Annotated in this window: 12 protein-coding genes and 5 tRNA genes; 10 read left to right on the top strand and 7 right to left on the bottom strand. The window is 73.9% G+C overall.

The features are described 5' to 3' along the window. Positions 1-111 precede the first annotated feature (111 nt). The 3 genes from cobT (at position 112) to ACH4RG_RS29920 (ending at position 6,210) form a co-directional block, all read left to right on the top strand. Positions 112-3,750: a nicotinate-nucleotide--dimethylbenzimidazole phosphoribosyltransferase gene (gene cobT / locus ACH4RG_RS29930; protein ID WP_398540514.1), complete on the top strand. Its 3,639-nt coding sequence runs from the start codon at positions 112-114 to the stop codon at positions 3,748-3,750. Positions 3,751-4,010: 260 nt separating this feature from the next. Next, on the top strand, positions 4,011-5,327 hold the full coding sequence (cobA, locus tag ACH4RG_RS29925) for a uroporphyrinogen-III C-methyltransferase (protein WP_397922905.1): 1,317 nt from the start codon (positions 4,011-4,013) through the stop codon (positions 5,325-5,327). A gap of 64 nt (positions 5,328-5,391) precedes the next feature. Then, positions 5,392-6,210 carry a TrmH family RNA methyltransferase gene (locus tag ACH4RG_RS29920; RefSeq protein WP_397922907.1) on the top strand — a complete coding sequence of 273 codons (819 nt, stop codon included), beginning with the start codon at positions 5,392-5,394 and terminating at the stop codon, positions 6,208-6,210. Positions 6,211-6,228: 18 nt separating this feature from the next. Here ACH4RG_RS29920 and ACH4RG_RS29915 read toward each other — a convergent pair whose 3' ends face one another. After that, entirely contained in the window at positions 6,229-7,557 is a 1,329-nt protein-coding gene (locus tag ACH4RG_RS29915) for a protein kinase (RefSeq protein ID WP_397922909.1), read from the bottom strand. 618 nt (positions 7,558-8,175) lie between these two features. Between ACH4RG_RS29915 and ACH4RG_RS29910 the strand changes: the two genes are divergently transcribed. From ACH4RG_RS29910 to ACH4RG_RS29900, 3 genes are all read left to right on the top strand, one after another. Further along, the gene (locus tag ACH4RG_RS29910) at positions 8,176-8,382 is read left to right on the top strand and encodes a hypothetical protein (RefSeq protein ID WP_018959421.1); all 207 of its coding nucleotides are present in this window, start codon (positions 8,176-8,178) and stop codon (positions 8,380-8,382) included. A 307-nt stretch (positions 8,383-8,689) separates the two neighbouring features. Further along, positions 8,690-9,691, top strand: coding sequence for a phosphotransferase family protein (locus tag ACH4RG_RS29905; RefSeq protein WP_398540513.1), 1,002 nt, complete (start codon positions 8,690-8,692; stop codon positions 9,689-9,691). Between the two features lie 65 nt (positions 9,692-9,756). Then, entirely contained in the window at positions 9,757-10,062 is a 306-nt protein-coding gene (locus tag ACH4RG_RS29900) for a zf-TFIIB domain-containing protein (RefSeq protein WP_371622467.1), read from the top strand. Positions 10,063-10,168: 106 nt separating this feature from the next. Here the strand turns inward: ACH4RG_RS29900 and ACH4RG_RS29895 are convergent. From ACH4RG_RS29895 to ACH4RG_RS29875, 5 genes are all read right to left on the bottom strand, one after another. Continuing rightward, a tRNA-Val gene (locus tag ACH4RG_RS29895) sits at positions 10,169-10,240 on the bottom strand. 22 nt (positions 10,241-10,262) lie between these two features. Then, a tRNA-Val gene (locus ACH4RG_RS29890) sits at positions 10,263-10,334 on the bottom strand. Positions 10,335-10,370: 36 nt separating this feature from the next. After that, positions 10,371-10,442: transfer RNA gene (locus tag ACH4RG_RS29885), tRNA-Val, on the bottom strand. Position 10,443: 1 nt separating this feature from the next. After that, a tRNA-Cys gene (locus ACH4RG_RS29880) sits at positions 10,444-10,517 on the bottom strand. 38 nt (positions 10,518-10,555) lie between these two features. Continuing rightward, positions 10,556-10,628: transfer RNA gene (locus ACH4RG_RS29875), tRNA-Gly, on the bottom strand. A gap of 145 nt (positions 10,629-10,773) precedes the next feature. On the opposite strand from ACH4RG_RS29875, the gene ACH4RG_RS29870 reads away from it, so the two are divergent. Genes ACH4RG_RS29870 through ACH4RG_RS29860 form a run of 3 tightly spaced genes read left to right on the top strand, consistent with a single transcriptional unit; the run spans position 10,774 to position 13,541 of the window. Beyond that, entirely contained in the window at positions 10,774-11,826 is a 1,053-nt protein-coding gene (locus ACH4RG_RS29870; protein ID WP_397931876.1) for a chorismate-binding protein, read from the top strand. Beyond that, a complete protein-coding gene (locus ACH4RG_RS29865) occupies positions 11,823-12,644 on the top strand; it encodes an aminotransferase class IV (protein ID WP_397922915.1) in 822 nt (273 codons plus the stop codon). The genes ACH4RG_RS29870 and ACH4RG_RS29865 overlap by 4 nt, the downstream gene beginning before the upstream one ends. A 60-nt stretch (positions 12,645-12,704) precedes the next feature. Then, on the top strand, positions 12,705-13,541 hold the full coding sequence (locus tag ACH4RG_RS29860) for a GNAT family N-acetyltransferase (protein WP_398540512.1): 837 nt from the start codon (positions 12,705-12,707) through the stop codon (positions 13,539-13,541). A 36-nt stretch (positions 13,542-13,577) separates the two neighbouring features. On the opposite strand, the gene ACH4RG_RS29855 is transcribed toward ACH4RG_RS29860, so the two are convergent. After that, complete coding sequence (locus ACH4RG_RS29855) at positions 13,578-14,096, bottom strand: DsbA family protein (protein WP_397922919.1); 519 nt, start codon at positions 14,094-14,096, stop codon at positions 13,578-13,580. Positions 14,097-14,426: 330 nt separating this feature from the next. Between ACH4RG_RS29855 and ACH4RG_RS29850 the strand changes: the two genes are divergently transcribed. Then, a complete protein-coding gene (locus tag ACH4RG_RS29850) occupies positions 14,427-14,894 on the top strand; it encodes a hypothetical protein (protein ID WP_397922921.1) in 468 nt (155 codons plus the stop codon). The last annotated feature ends 10 nt before the right edge of the window (positions 14,895-14,904 follow it).

Raw genomic sequence — 14,904 nt, 5'->3', positions numbered from 1 at the left:
TTCGTGCCGCGCGGCGAGCCCGCTCGTTCTTGTTGACGAGCACCGGCGTGCCGTGGTTCGGCGTCCCGGGCGAAGGGCCGAAGGAGCACTGACGATGGGCGAGGGGTACGCATGACTGACACCGGCCAGATCCCGGGCGAGGGACTGCCGGAGAACGCAGGCATGGTGGAGCAGCCGGGCATCCCCGCCCCGGACGCGTACACCTTCCTCGACCCCTCCGAGCACACCCCCGAGGACGACGACCTTCTGCTGATGCCGACCTCCCAGGGCGCCTGGAGCGACCCGCAGGCCGCCCCGGCCCCCGCGCAGGGCCAGCCCGCCGCGCAGACCGCGGTGGCGCAGCCCGCCGCTCCCGAACCCGGTGCGCCCCACACCCAGGCCCAGCAGCCGTTCCCCGCGCAGCAGGGCCAGGCCGCTCCCGCCGCCGAGACGCACAGCACCCATGAGTCCGGTGGCCGCGACCCCGGCTCCGTGGACCTCGACGGCGTCCGCAAACCCGCGCCCGCACCGGTCGCCGCGCACACGGCCGCAGCCCCCGCACGCCGCCCGCTGCACCGGGGGCCCGCCTCCGCCGAGGCCCCGACGTACAGGGGTACGCAGGGCGGCGTCGTGCGCTCGCTGGCCGACCGGGGCCCCGCCGGAGCCACCCGGGCCGCCGCCCCCGCACGCCACGCGGGCCCGCCGACGGCCGGCCCCGAGTACGTCGACGTCCCGGCCGAGGACCCCTCGACCCTGCCCGGCCCGCAGCTGGGCGAGATCCCGCCGCAGGCCGGCGCCCCATGGGGGGCCCAGCCGCCGCAGCCGGAGCAGGTCGTCGCGGAGCCGGTGCCGGCCGATACGGCTCGGCAGCCCGAGCAGGTTCGGAGTGTCGAGGCCGAGCAGCCGGCGGTCGAGACCGTCGTGGCCGAGCAGGCCCTGGCGGTTGAACAGACCGAGGCCGTGGTCGAGGCCGAGGAGCCTGTTCAGGAGGTACCGCCGGTCGAGGCGGTCGAGGCGGCTGAGGCGGTACAGCCGGCCGAGCCGGTGGCCGTGCCCGCCCCGGCGGAGGTTCCGGCGGCCCCGATCGAGCAGTCGGTGCAGCCGGAGCAGCCCGCCGCCGCTGCGCAGCCCGAGCCGGCCCCGCAGACCGCCCCGGCAGAAACGGTCGTTCCCGAGCCGGCCGCCGTGGAGACGCCCCCCGCCGACCCCGTCGTCGCCCCGGAGCCCGAGGCAGCCCGGCCGGAGGCTCCGGCAGAGGCACCCGCTCCCGCTCCGGCTCCGGCCGATGAGGTGGCCGCATCCGGGCCGCCGGAGCCGGTGGCGGCGCAGCACGGTGCCGCCACGGCCCCGGAGCCCGAGGCCCAGGCCGTCCCGGTGGAGGCCGCAGCCCCCGAACCCCAGGCCCCGGCACCGGAAACGCCTGTCGTCGAGCCGGTGGTACAGCCCGTGGCCGTGGTGCCCGAGCAGGAGCGGCCCGTCGAGCCTGCTCCTGAGCCGGCCCCGGCGGCAACAGTGGCCGAGAGCCCGGAAGCCCTCGCCGTTCCGGAAGCGGTTGTGGCCCCGGAAGTGGTTGCGCCGGAGCCGGCGGCCGAGCCGATCGCTCCCGAGCCCGTGCAGCCCGTCGCTGGGGAGCCCGCGGAGCCCGTGGGACCGGTGGTGTCCGCCGAGCCCGCGACGGAGGAAGCGGAAGGAATCGAGGGAACGGGGGGAACGGAGGCCCAGGAGCCGACGGCCCAGCAACTGCCCGCAAGGGAGCGGGAATCCACTCCGGCCCCCGCCTCCGAGCCCGGCGGCGCACCGGCGGCAGCCGCGGACGGCCTGGCCGCGCCCGAAGCCGAGGACGGCACCGGACCCGAGGTGATCGAGACACCGGAGCTCCCGGAGCCGCCGGCGCCCGACCACCAGGCACCCGCCGCCGACCGGCAGGCGACGGCTGAGGCACCGCAGCACATCGAAACACCGCAGCAGCCGGAGGCGGCACAGCGGCTCGAAGGGCCCGCCGAAGCCGCGGAACCCGCCGGACAGGCCGAGCCGTTCACCCCGCCCGCCCCCGGTTACGACGACGCCGAACGGGAAGCGGTCCTGCGGGTCATGCGCGAGCGCCGGGACATCCGCAACGGCTTCCGCAGCGACCCGATTCCGCACGAGGTCCTGCTCCGGGTGCTGGAGGCGGCGCACACCGCGCCGAGCGTCGGCCACTCGCAGCCGTGGGACTTCGTCGTCATCCGCTCCGCGGAGACCCGCCGCTCCATGCACGAACTGGCCCAGAGCCAGCGCGACGCCTACGCCAAGTCGCTGCCCAAGGGCCGGGCGAAGCAGTTCAAGGAACTGAAGATCGAGGCGATCCTCGACACCCCGGTCAACATCGTGGTGACCGCCGACCCCACCCGCGGCGGCCGCCACACCCTCGGTCGGCACACTCAGCCGCAGATGGCCCCGTACTCCTCGGCCCTCGCCGTCGAGAACCTGTGGCTCGCCGCGCGCGCCGAGGGCCTCGGTGTCGGCTGGGTCAGCTTCTTCGACGAGCGGGAGATGGTCCGCGCGCTCGGCCTCCCCGAGCACCTGGAGGTCGTGGCCTACCTCTGCGTCGGTTACGTCGACGAGTTCCCCGAGGAGCCCGAGCTGATGCAGGCGGGCTGGTCCAAGCGCCGCCCGCTGTCCTGGGTCGTCCATGAGGAGACGTACGGCCGTCGCGCGCTGCCCGGCGCCGAGCCGCACGACCTGCTCCAGGAGACGATCTCCGCGATCCGCCCGCTGGACGCGAAGGCGCTCGGCGAAGCGTGGGAACGCCAGAAGCGGATGACGAAGCCCGCCGGTGCGCTCGGCATGCTGGAGATCATCTCCGCACAGCTGTCCGGGCTCTCCCGGATGTGCCCGCCGCCGATCCCGGAGCCCGCGGCCGTCGCGATCTTCGCCGGCGACCACGGGGTGCACGCCCAGGGCGTCACCGCCTGGCCGCAGGAGGTCACCGCCCAGATGGTGGCGAACTTCCTGGGCGGCGGAGCCGTGTGCAACGCCTTCGCGGCCCAGGTCGGCGCCGAGGTCTGTGTCGTCGACGTGGGCGTGGCCACGGACCTGCCGGCGACCCCGGGGCTGCTGCCCCGCAAGGTACGGGCGGGAACAGCGGACTTCACGACGGGCCCCGCACTGTCCCGGGAAGAGGTCCTCGCGGCGATCGAGGTGGGCATCGAGACCGCCCGGGACCTGGTGGCGGCAGGCAACAAGGCCCTGCTCACCGGCGAGATGGGCATCGCCAACACCACCGCGTCGGCCGCCCTGATCTGCGTGTACACGGGGATCGACGCCTCCGAGGTGACCGGCCGGGGGACCGGGATCAACGACGAGATGCACGCCCGCAAGGTCGACGTCGTCCGCCGCGCCCTCGACCTGCACCAGCCTGACCCGGCCGACCCGATCGGTGTACTCGCGGCGGTCGGCGGTCTGGAGCACGCGGCGATGGCCGGCTTCCTCCTGGGCGGAGCCTCCCTGCGTACGCCGGTGATCCTGGACGGCGTGAGCGCGGGCGCGGCGGCCCTGGTGGCCCGTGCCATCGCCCCCGAGGCACTGGCGGCATGCATCGCCGGCCACCGCAGCGCGGAGCCGGGCCACGTAGCCGCGCTCAACAAGCTGGGCCTGCGCCCGCTGGTCGACCTCGACCTGCGACTGGGCGAGGGAACCGGCGCGCTGTTGGCGCTCCCGATCGTGCAGAGCGCGGCGCGCGCGATGCACGAGGTGGCGACGTTCGACTCGGCGGGCGTGACGGAGAAGTAGCCGCCCAACCAGCCTCTCCGGCGTTTGAGGAGCGGGGTCCGGGGCGGGGCCCCGAATCCAGCCGGTCCGGCGCTCGAGGACGAAGGGGGACCGGGGCGGCGCCCCGGTCCCGGGAAGGGGCGGGGGAGGGGACGGGCCTGCCGTGGGCGCACCCCACCCCGTATCGTGTTCCCGACCCAGACCTCAGCTTTCCGCACGTCACAGCCGCTCCACCGCCGCAGCGGCCCTACGCAGCACCCGCACGAGGAGCCCGTACCGCCATGGCCGAGCACGCAGACCACGCCGAGCACGCAGGTCACGCCGACCGCGCAGGTCACGCCGACCACCCCGCGTACCCCGTAGGACTGCGTCTGCACGGCCGTCGCGTCGTCGTCGTCGGCGGCGGCCAGGTCGCGCAGCGCAGGCTGCCGCAGCTCATCGCCACCGGGGCGGTCATCACCCTGGTCTCCCCCTCCGCGACGCCCTCCGTCGAGGCCATGGCGGACGCCGGGGAGATCCGCTGGGAGCGCCGCCGCTACCGGGACGGCGACCTCGCCGACACCTGGTACGCCCTGATCGCCTCCTCCGACACCACGGCCAACGACGCCGCCTCCGCCGAGGCCGAGCGCACCCGGACCTGGTGCGTCAGGGCCGACGACGCCGAGGCCGCCACCGCCTGGACCCCGGCCACCGGCCGTAGCGAGAACGTGACCGTCGCCGTGCTCACCACCACCTCCCAGGGCCGCGACCCCCGGCACTCCGCCGCCATCCGCGACGCCATCGTCGAGGGCCTGCGCGACGGCACCCTCGCCGCCCCGCACCACCGCACCCGCGCCCCCGGCGTCGCGCTGGTCGGCGGCGGCCCCGGCGACCCGGACCTGATCACGGTGCGCGGCCGCCGCCTCCTCGCCGAGGCCGACGTGGTCATCGCCGACCGCCTCGGCCCCCGCGACCTGCTCGACGAACTCCCGCCGCACGTCGAGGTGATCGACGCCGCGAAGATCCCGTACGGGCGGTTCATGGCCCAGGAGGCGATCAACCAGGCGCTCATCGAGCACGCCAAGGCGGGCAAGTCCGTGGTCCGGCTCAAGGGCGGCGACCCGTTCGTCTTCGGCCGCGGCATGGAAGAGGCCCAGGCACTGGCCGCCGAGGGCATTCCCTGCACGGTCGTCCCCGGGATCTCCAGCACCATCTCCGTCCCCGGGGCGGCCGGAATCCCGGTCACCCACCGGGGTGTGGCCCATGAGTTCACCGTGGTCAGCGGCCATGTCGCCCCCGAGGACCCGCGCTCGCTGGTCGACTGGGAGGCCATCGCCCGGCTGCGCGGCACCCTCGTCCTGCTGATGGCCGTCGACAAGATCGGCGCCATCGCCGCCGCCCTCATCGCCCACGGCAAGGACCCGGCCACCCCGGTCGCCCTCGTCCAGGAGGGCACCACCGCCGCCCAGCGCCGGGTCGACGCGACCCTCGCGGACGTCGGCGAACGCGCGGTCGCCGAGGACGTGCGCCCGCCCGCCGTGGTCGTCATCGGCGAGGTCGTCGCCGTCGGCCCGCACTCCGCACCCGGGACCGGCCGGAACCGGCCGGCCGTGAAGTAACCCGCGGTTACCCATCTTCACCCCAGGCGTTGGCACCACACACCGGACAAGGCAGTATCACCCTGTGGCAGAACTCATCACCGTCGACGACCCCGACGACCCGCGGCTGAGCGACTACATCGGCCTGACCGACGTCGAGTTGCGACGACGACGCGAACCCGCCGAAGGCCTCTTCATCGCCGAGGGCGAGAAGGTGATCCGCCGCGCCCGACAGACCGGGTACGAGATGCGGTCGATGCTGCTCTCGGCCAAGTGGGTCGACGTCATGCGCGACGTCATCGACGAGGTCCCGGCACCGGTGTACGCCGTCGCCCCCGAACTGGCCGAACGCGTTACCGGCTACCACGTCCACCGCGGTGCGCTCGCCTCCATGCAGCGCAAGCCGCTGCCCGCATCCGACGAACTGCTCGCCACCGCGCGCCGGGTGGTGGTCATGGAGTCGGTGAACGACCACACCAACATCGGCGCCATCTTCCGTAGCGCGGCGGCCCTGGGCATGGACGCGGTCCTGCTCTCCCCGGACTGCGCCGACCCGCTCTACCGGCGCTCCGTCAAGGTCTCCATGGGCGCGGTCTTCTCCGTCCCCTACGCCCGGCTCGAAGCCTGGCCCAAGGCGCTGGAAGGGGTACGGGAGGCCGGCTTCCGGCTGCTCGCCCTCACCCCGGACGCCAAGGCCACCAGCATCGACGAGGCGGCCCCGCACCGACTGGACCGGGTGGCGCTGATGCTCGGCGCGGAGGGCGACGGGCTGTCCACGCAGGCCCTGATGGCCGCCGACGCATGGGTCCGCATCCCGATGGCGCACGGCGTCGACTCACTGAACGTGGGCGCGGCGGCGGCCGTCGCCTTCTACGCGGTGGCCACGGGACGCCCGGAGAGCTGAGCGCCGCCGGCCGCGGCGTCAGGACGACCGCGGCTCCTGCACGGCCTGCGCCTGTGCCGACGCCTGCGGCATCCGGTACTGCTGCTCGGTGCCGGTCCCGCCGCCCAGTCCACGCGCCGGACCCTGGCAGCCCTGCGCCGCCGCGATGCCCAGCGCCACCAGCAGCGTCACCACGACGAACACCACCAGCCGCTGGCGCAGCAGCCGCGGATTGGCCGGACGCCGTCCCGCCGAGGTCGTGCGCCCCCCGGAGCGGGTTCCCGGTCGGCCGTTCGTCCCGGCCCGGGAGCCCTGCCGCTTCCCGGAGCGCGTCGTGTCCCGCGAAGCCTGCTGCGGGCGCGAGCCACCGGTGCGCGGCGGCCCCGAACGCGCGGGCGCGCCGCGCCTGCCCGGCTGGGGGCGCGAGGCGGAGGGGCCTTCCGAGCGGCGGGTGTGCTGATCGGCGTACGGGTCGGCCATCCGGCCGGTCGGCCGGTCGGCGTCCTGGGCCGAGCGCTGGGCGGGCGGCCGGCTCTCGTGCAGCCCCTGCGCCTCGCGCGCCGCGATCTCCTTGAGCCGCATGGACAGTTGCAGCGTGCTGGGCCGCTCCTCCGGGTCCTTCGCCAGACAGGCGCTGATCAGCGGGGCCAACGCGTCGTGCACCCCGCGGAGCTGCGCCTCCTCGTGCACGACGCGGTACAGCATCACCTCGGAACTGCCGTGCCCGAAGGGGGAGTCGGCCATCGCCGCGTACGCCAGGGTCGCGCCGAGCGAGAAGACGTCCGTCGCCGGCGTCACGGCCGCGCCCCGGACCTGCTCGGGCGCGAGGAAGCCGGGCGACCCCACCGCCGTACCGACATGGGTGAGGGTGCTCGCCCCGGTCGCCCAGGCGATGCCGAAGTCGATGATGCGGGGGCCCTTGGGGGAGAGGAGGATGTTCGACGGCTTCAGGTCGCGGTGGACCACCCCCGCCTCGTGCACCGCCACCAGACCCTCGGAGAGCGCGGCCCCGATCGAGGCGACCTCGGCGGCGGCCAACGGGCCCTCCTCGGCGACCTTGTCGTGCAGCGAGGGGCCGGGCACGTACTGCGTCGCGAACCACGGGCGGTCCGCCTCCAGATCGGCGGCGACCAGCCGGGCCGTGCAGCCGCCGCGGATCCGCCGGGCGGCCGACACCTCGCGCGCGAACCGCGAACGGAACTCCTGATCCTCCGCCAGGTCGGGCCGGATCACCTTGAGCGCCACCCGCTGACCGCGACGGTCGGAGCCGAGGTAGACGACGCCCATGCCGCCCGCGCCGAGCCGTCGGTGCAGCCGGAACGAGCCGACGAGACGCGGGTCCTCGCGCCGGAGCCGCATCATCGCCATCGTCTGCCCATCCCCGCTGCCTGGTCCGCCTGACGAGGCACAGCTTACGTACCCCGCGCCCGGCGCGCTCAGAGGCCGCGCCCTCGCGGGGGATCCGATTGTCCGTGCCGGGCGGGAGAGGTGAAGAGGGGGCGGGGGGCGGGGAATCCGGGCCCCTCGGTCGGCCGGTCCGCCCAAAGGGCCGCAGGGCAGGGGAGTTTGGATCACCGCGGGCACGCCGGGGCGCGGCCGTCACGGAGGCCGCTACCACCGCCCGGGCCTACGGGCTGGTGGTGTCCCGCAGGGCGCCCTCCGCCGGGGCGGCAGCCCCCCGGGGTGGTGGGCGTGAGTGAAGTCACCCGGCGCGCACGGCCCCGGGGCAGGCAGGACAAGTACCGGAAGTGTCCCGGACGGGCCCGGGCGTCCCCTCCGGGATGACCCCAACCTCCGGTGGTCCGTCTCCACCCAGGGGAGTACGCCGATCGACGACGGCTCATCCTCCGGGAGGCCCGGGATTAGGTACGCGGGCATGACGCCCTGTGCTCGCCGGTTACCTAATGTTGAGGTCAAGCGGCGGGCGCAGCACTCGTCCCCCGAGGTCACACGCCCGCCGCTCCCCATCAGGTCAGGAGAGGAACCATGTCGGACACGGCAACACGGACCATGGTCCGTACGCAGGGACGCAGGGCGTACGCCGCGTTCGGCACCCGTTCGTCCGGCACCCGTCACCCCTTGGTGGCGACGGCGATGGTCCTTCCCCTGGCGGCCCTGCTCGCGGTCGTGTTCGGCGGCTGGGAAGCGGTGGTCACACAGGCGTCGTCCGTGGCGGTGATGCTGGGGCGCTGAGCGGCGCCCGGGGTCCGGAAGAGCGGTCCGGACCCACACATCCGGCCAACAGCCCCGTGGGGACGGGGGTGCGGCGGACGGCAGCGTTTGTCCGGTCAGCTGGGGAGCTGACCGGGCATCGCGCTGTCCGGGCCCGTGCGTTTCCGTATCGGACCGACACACAGCACCGACCGCCCCGGGACCGTGTCCCGGCGTGCCGGCCCCGGAGCTCCGGCCCGGGCAGCGGCGTCCCGACCGGGTGGGCTCTCGCGTTACGCTCACGGCGGGACCGGTGCCACGGCCGGGCCGACCGCCGCCGGGGGAGCCGTTGACCACCACCCAGATCTCAGTCGTCCATGACCTGGGCGCCCTGGCGCACCGCCTCTCCCACCCCGCCGGGGCGCGTTGCGTGTGCGAGCCGCCGCAGGTCCTCGCGGACCGGTCCGACGGCACGGTGGTCCGCAGCGGCGCGATCGTCGCGAAGGCCCACGCCGCCGACATCGACCGCGAGGCGCTGGCGGCCCGGATCGCGCTGGCCGCCGCCCCGCAACTCACCGGAATCCTGCTCCCGCCGCTCACCGGCCCCGGGCAGTCGCTCACCGTCCCGGGGTACCCGGATCCCTCCGGGCACTCCACACCCGCCCCGCGTCCGGTCACCCTCTGGCCGCTCGGCGCGCCCGTGGACCCCACCGACCCCGACGCGGCCCCGTGGGCCGAGGCGGCGGTGCTGCTCGCCCGCCTCCACCGGACGGAGCCACCGTTCCGGCTCCCGCCCATGCGTGGACCGGCCAAGGCCGCGCGGGCCGTCGCCAGGATGTCCGCCGCCCTTTCCGGCGACCCGGCCGCCCTGCCCGTGCTGGCCGGCTGGCGGGCCCTGCCGGCCTGGGCCCGGGGCGAGGCTCCGGCACCCGCCCAAAGGGCTGGCTTCCTGTGCCACGGGGACCTGCACCTCGGCCAGCTGGTACGCCACCCCGCTCCGGACGGGCCCTGGCTGCTCATCGACGTGGACGACGCGGGGGCCGGTGATCCGGCATGGGACCTCGGCCGGCCCGCCGCCTGGTACGCCGCCGGACTCCTGCCCCCCGAGGACTGGTCCGCCTTCCTGGACGCCTACCGGTCCGCCGGGGGGCCCGCGGTGCCCGCCGACGGGGACCCCTGGCCCGAACTGGACGTCCCGGCCCGCGCGTTGACGGTGCAGACGGCGGCGCTCGCCCTGGTCAAGTGCGCCGTGGAGCAACGGGATCCCGACGAGCTCGAACAGCTGATGATCGAATCCTGTGCCCGAATCGCTACGTTGCCGCCCGAGTTGGCCGCCGACCACGCGTCGTAGGGTGAACGGACCGCCGCCGGGCAGACATTCCGGCGACGGCACAACGAGGGCGAGGAGCCGAGCCGATGATGCAGTGTCCGAAGTGTCACGCGCAGATGAACACGTACAACCGCAACGGCGTCCAGATCGAGCAGTGCAGCGGTTGCCGGGGGATATTCCTCGACTACGGCGAGCTGGAGTCGCTCACCCGCCTGGAGTCCCAGTGGTCCCAGCAGGCCCCGCCCGCGCCCCCCGCCCCGCAGGCCTACCCGGCCGCGCCTGCCGCCCATGCCCCCGCCCCCGCCTGGGGCGCGCCGCAGCACGGCGGGCACGGCGGGCACTACGGCCACCACCGCCAGAAGGGCTTCGGCCGGATGCTGTTCTCGTCCTGACCGTTCCGATCGTCCCTCCGTGCCCCGGCGGCCTTCGTGCCGCCGGGGCACGGACCGTACGACGAGAGAACCCCCGGTCGTGGAGACGACCGGGGGTTCTCGGCGGTGCGCGATACTGGGATTGAACCAGTGACCTCTTCCGTGTCAGGGAAGCGCTCTCCCGCTGAGCTAATCGCGCGGGGTGAACTGCCTGTACTGCGTGCGCGATACTGGGATTGAACCAGTGACCTCTTCCGTGTCAGGGAAGCGCTCTCCCGCTGAGCTAATCGCGCGGGGATCCTTGCGGACCGGTGATCCTTGCGGATCAGTGGACGATACTGGGATTGAACCAGTGACCTCTTCCGTGTCAGGGAAGCGCTCTCCCGCTGAGCTAATCGTCCTTGGAGGTGGAGACGGGATTTGAACCCGTGTAGACGGCTTTGCAGGCCGTTGCCTCGCCTCTCGGCCACTCCACCAGGGGTGGGGGCTCGGGAAGAATCCCCCACCTTCTGCGAGCGGACGACCAGGTTCGAACTGGCGACCTCAACCTTGGCAAGGTTGCGCTCTACCAACTGAGCTACGTCCGCTTGTCGTTTCCGGCCCGCTTGCGCGTCCCGGCGACGTGTTGAACTCTAGCGGATTCCTGGGCCAGTACAAAAACGCGTTTGTGCAGCGTGCTGCGGTGACCTCGCCCCGCCGCAGGTCACCGCACGCCGTCCTAGACTCATTCATGTGTCCGACCTCGCCCCCTTGGCCCGTTTCGACGGCCTCATCGCCTCCGGTCTGCAGGATGTGACCCACGATCCCGCGGCCCTCGACTCATCCGGCTTCTGGGCGGTATGCGCCGATTTCGAAGGGCGCATCGTCTGCGCCCGCTTCTCCGATGTGCGCAAGGAGACAGTGCCCCCTCCGGTACCCGGAGCATGGCGCGGGCCCGCCACCGGGGACTGGACCTCCTCGCTGGACCGTGACGCCTACACGGCGGGCGTACGGCGGATCCGTGAACACATCGCGGCGGGCGACGTCTACCAGGCCAACCTCTGCCGGGTGCTGTCCGCACCGCTCCCCGGCGGCGGGGCCGACGTCGACGCCCTGACCTCCCTGCTCGCCCGCGGCAACCCCGCCCCGTACGCGGGAACGATCCGCCTGCCGGGCCACGGCGTGGAGGTCGCCACCGCGTCGCCGGAACTCTTCCTCCGGCGCGACGGGCGGACGGTGGAGTCCGGGCCGATCAAGGGCACCGGCCGGACCGAGAACGACCTGCTGGCCAAGGACCACGCCGAGAACGTGATGATCGTGGACCTGGTCCGCAACGACCTGGGCCGGGTCTGCGCCACCGGAAGCGTGAGCGTGCCCGATCTCTGCGTCGTCGAGAAGCACCCGGGCCTCGTCCACCTGGTCTCCACCGTCCGGGGCCGGCTGGCCGACGGAGCGGGCTGGCCCGAACTGTTCTCGGCGGCCTTCCCGCCCGGCTCGGTCACCGGAGCGCCGAAGTCCAGCGCGCTGCGGATCATCGCCGAGCTGGAGCGGGCCCCGCGCGGGCCGTACTGCGGTGCGATCGGCTGGGTCGACGCCGACCGGGGTACGGCCTCGCTCGCCGTCGGGATACGGACGTTCTGGATCGACCGGGCCGGGCCCGCGCCGCTGCTGCGGTTCGGGACCGGGGCCGGGATCACCTGGGGATCCGACCCGGATCGCGAGTGGGACGAGACCGAACTCAAGGCCTCCCGGCTGCTCGCTGTAGCGTCGGGCGCGTATCCGGAGACAGGAAGGACCGCGCTATGAGGATCTGGGTCAACGGCGGACTGCGGGACGCCGACGACGCCCGGCTGTCGGTGCTCGACCACGGGCTGACCGTGGGCGACGGCATCTTCGAGACGGTGCGTACGAGCGAGGGGCGCCCCTTCGCGCTGACCCGGCACCTCGACCGGCTCACCCGGTCCGCCCGGGGCCTGGGGCTGCCGGATCCGGACCACGACGAGATCCGCCGCGCCGCCGCCGCGGTGATCGACGCCAACCCCGTCGCCCTGGGACGCCTGCGGATCACCTACACCGGCGGGCTGTCCCCGCTCGGCTCGGACCGGGGGACCGACGGGCCGAGCCTCGTCGTCGCCCTCGACGGGGTGAAGCGCCGCCCGGACAGCACGGCGGTGATCACCGTCCCCTGGACGCGCAACGAACGCGGCGCGCTCGCCGGCCTGAAGACCACCTCGTACGCCGAGAACGTCGTCGCCCTGGCACGGGCGCGGGAACGGGGCGCGTCCGAGGCGCTGTTCCCCAACACCGCGGACCGCCTCTGCGAAGGCACCGGCTCCAACGTGTTCGTCGTCCTGGACGGCCGCGTCCACACCCCGCCGGTGGCCTCCGGCTGCCTCGCCGGGATCACCCGCGCGCTGGCCGTGGAGTGGACCGGGGCCGAGGAGACCGACCTGCCGATGAGCGTTCTCGCCGAGGCCGACGAGGTGTTCCTGACCTCGACGCTCCGCGACGTCCAGGCCGTGCACCGCGTGGACGATCGCGAACTCTTCCCGGAGATCGGACCGGTGACGGCGAAGGCCATGCGGATCTTCGCCGAGCGGTCCGGCGACGACCTCGACCCGTAACGGGCCCCGGGGCCCCCGAAAGCGCGTGACGGGGCCCCGCACAGGGGATACAAACCCTTGATGACCACAACACTCCGGCCGTCCGGGCCGCTTCAGCAGGGCGCCGACGGCGCGCGGGCCCGCCAGTACGACGTGTGCGACAACGGGCGGCCCGTCGGCACCGTCGCGATCAGCACCGACGACGCGTTCGGCGCGACCGCCGGGGTGCTGCGCTCGCTCAGCGTCGAGGAGCCCCGGCGCAGGCGCGGCCGGGGCACCATCGCCGCGCTCGCCGCCGAAGAGGTGCTGCGGGGGTGGGGGTGCACCCGGGTACGGGTGGAGGTCCCCGCCGACAACGACCCGGCCCGTCGCCTCGCGGCCCCCCTCGGTTACACCGAACGCAGCCGCAACATGGTCAAGGACCTCGGCCCGGACACCGTCCGGCTTCCCGCGGGCCTCACCTCGCGCGCGATGGACGACGAGGAGTTCGCCGCCTGGCGGCAGGACGCGGTGCGCACGTACGCACAGGACTGGGCCGCCCGCGGCGTGCCGCCCGAGCAGGCCCGGCTCAAGTCCGAGGCCGACCACGCCACCCTCCTGCCGGACGGACTGGCGACCGACGGGGTGCGTTTCGAGGTGCTGGTGCACGGGGGTGAGGTCGTCGGCCATGTGTGGGTGGCCCGCCGGGAGCTGCCGCCCGGTGGCGACGCCGGGTTCGTCTTCGACGTCGAGGTGCGTCGGGAACACCGGGGACGGGGCCACGGCAGAACCCTGATGCTGCTCGCCGAGGACCTCACCCGCTCCTGGGGCGCGGACCGGCTCGGCCTGCACGTCTTCGCCTCCAACACGCCGGCTCTGCGGCTGTACGAGTCCCTCGGCTACGCCACGACGCGCTACAACCTGGCCAAGGCGCTGTAGCCGCTCTGCCCGCTTTCCGGTGGCCGCGGCCGTCCGCTAGCGGTCCCGTGCGGCCAGGATGCCGTCGACGATCTCCTCGATCCGCTCGCGCAGCCCCTCCTGGCTCTTGCCGCCGTCCAGCCGCTCGTCGCCGATCACATACGTGGGCGTGCCGGTGACGCCGATCGCCTTGCCCTCCGCCTGGTCGGCGTCGACGATCAGCAGATGCCGGCCGTCGATCAGCGCGGTGTCGAACTCCTCGGTGTCCAGGCCCAGTTCCCGTGCCACAGTGAGGAGCACCGGCTCGCCCGTGCGGCCGAGGTCGGCGGTGCGGGACAGCAGCGCCTCGATGTACGGCCAGCCCTTCCCCTGGTCCGTCGCCTCCTCGGCGGCCTGGGCCGCGGCGTAGGCGTGCTTGTGCTTGTCCAGCGGGAAATGGCGCAACCGGATCGCGACGCGGTCCCCGTACCGGGCGCGCAGGGCGTGCACATCGTCGAGGGCTTGGTGGCAGTCGGGGCATTCGAGATCGCACCAGAGGTCGAGGACGACCGGTGCCGCGGGGGAGGAATCGCTCATGTGCCCAGTCTTTCAGGCCGGGCGGGCGCGACCCAACCGGGACCTGAGGGCTGTCCCGTCGTCCCTGGCGGGCGTACGCTGACAGCTACGGCACCTCGCCGCGTTGTCGGAACATCCCCATATATCCAGTATGCGGACGTCCCTCCGCCTTGCGATGCACCGCATCTGACGCCGCGCGCTGATCCACCAGGGATGACGGGACAGCCCTCGGCCACCCCCCGGGAAGGAGTCCGGCCCTGAAATGTCCCTGAGGTGGGCGACCACCGTGGCCCCGACGGGGGTCGCCGGTGCAGGATGGAAGGGACGTATCCCCTGCGCCTGGAGGCCCTGATGCTTGCCGAGACCATCTGTTCCGCGGTGTCGGCGGCCGGCCTCGGCATCGCCGCGGTGACCGCGTACCGAAAGCGGTTCCTCACGGCGACGAGGATCGCCGCCTACTCCCTCGTCCCGGTCGGGCTCGTGCTGACCGGGGTCGTCGAGTGGGTCGCCGGGATCGCCTTCAAGCCGAGCGTCTGGCTCGGCTTCGGGGTGCTCGGCCTCTCCTGGCTGCTGTTCATGACCACCCGCGCCATCGAGCGCCGCAGCGGCACCACCCGCGCGGAACGCAAGGCCGCGCGGGCCGCCGGACGGAACGGGGCGGTGGCTCCGGCCGCCTCCGCTCCCTCGCTCGGCGCGGGCGGTGCGGCGGGACCCGCGGCAGCGGCCGCGAAGCCGCAGCCGAGGAAGAAGCAGGAGGCCGCCGCGCCCGGCGACGACTTCAGCGACATCGAGGCGATCCTCAAGAAGCACGGCATCTGAAAGCAGCGCG

It is taken from the genome of Streptomyces sp. NPDC021019 (assembly GCF_044333295.1).
Classification (GTDB): Bacteria; Actinomycetota; Actinomycetes; order Streptomycetales; family Streptomycetaceae; genus Streptomyces.
Note: the sequence above shows the minus strand (reverse complement) of the source record. Positions and strands in the feature narration are given on the sequence as shown.

Excerpts from the sequence above, each read along its gene's own strand:
- ACH4RG_RS29900 (WP_371622467.1), top strand. The coding sequence starts at position 9,757 with ATGATGCAGTGTCCGAAGTGTCACGCGCAGATGAACACGTACAACCGC.
- ACH4RG_RS29910 (WP_018959421.1), top strand. The coding sequence starts at position 8,176 with ATGTCGGACACGGCAACACGGACCATGGTCCGTACGCAGGGACGCAGG.
- ACH4RG_RS29915 (WP_397922909.1), bottom strand. The coding sequence starts at position 7,557 with ATGGCGATGATGCGGCTCCGGCGCGAGGACCCGCGTCTCGTCGGCTCG.
- ACH4RG_RS29860 (WP_398540512.1), top strand. The coding sequence starts at position 12,705 with ATGACCACAACACTCCGGCCGTCCGGGCCGCTTCAGCAGGGCGCCGAC.
- ACH4RG_RS29865 (WP_397922915.1), top strand. The coding sequence starts at position 11,823 with ATGAGGATCTGGGTCAACGGCGGACTGCGGGACGCCGACGACGCCCGG.
- cobT (WP_398540514.1), top strand. The coding sequence starts at position 112 with ATGACTGACACCGGCCAGATCCCGGGCGAGGGACTGCCGGAGAACGCA.
- ACH4RG_RS29850 (WP_397922921.1), top strand. The coding sequence starts at position 14,427 with ATGCTTGCCGAGACCATCTGTTCCGCGGTGTCGGCGGCCGGCCTCGGC.
- cobA (WP_397922905.1), top strand. The coding sequence starts at position 4,011 with ATGGCCGAGCACGCAGACCACGCCGAGCACGCAGGTCACGCCGACCGC.
- ACH4RG_RS29855 (WP_397922919.1), bottom strand. The coding sequence starts at position 14,096 with ATGAGCGATTCCTCCCCCGCGGCACCGGTCGTCCTCGACCTCTGGTGC.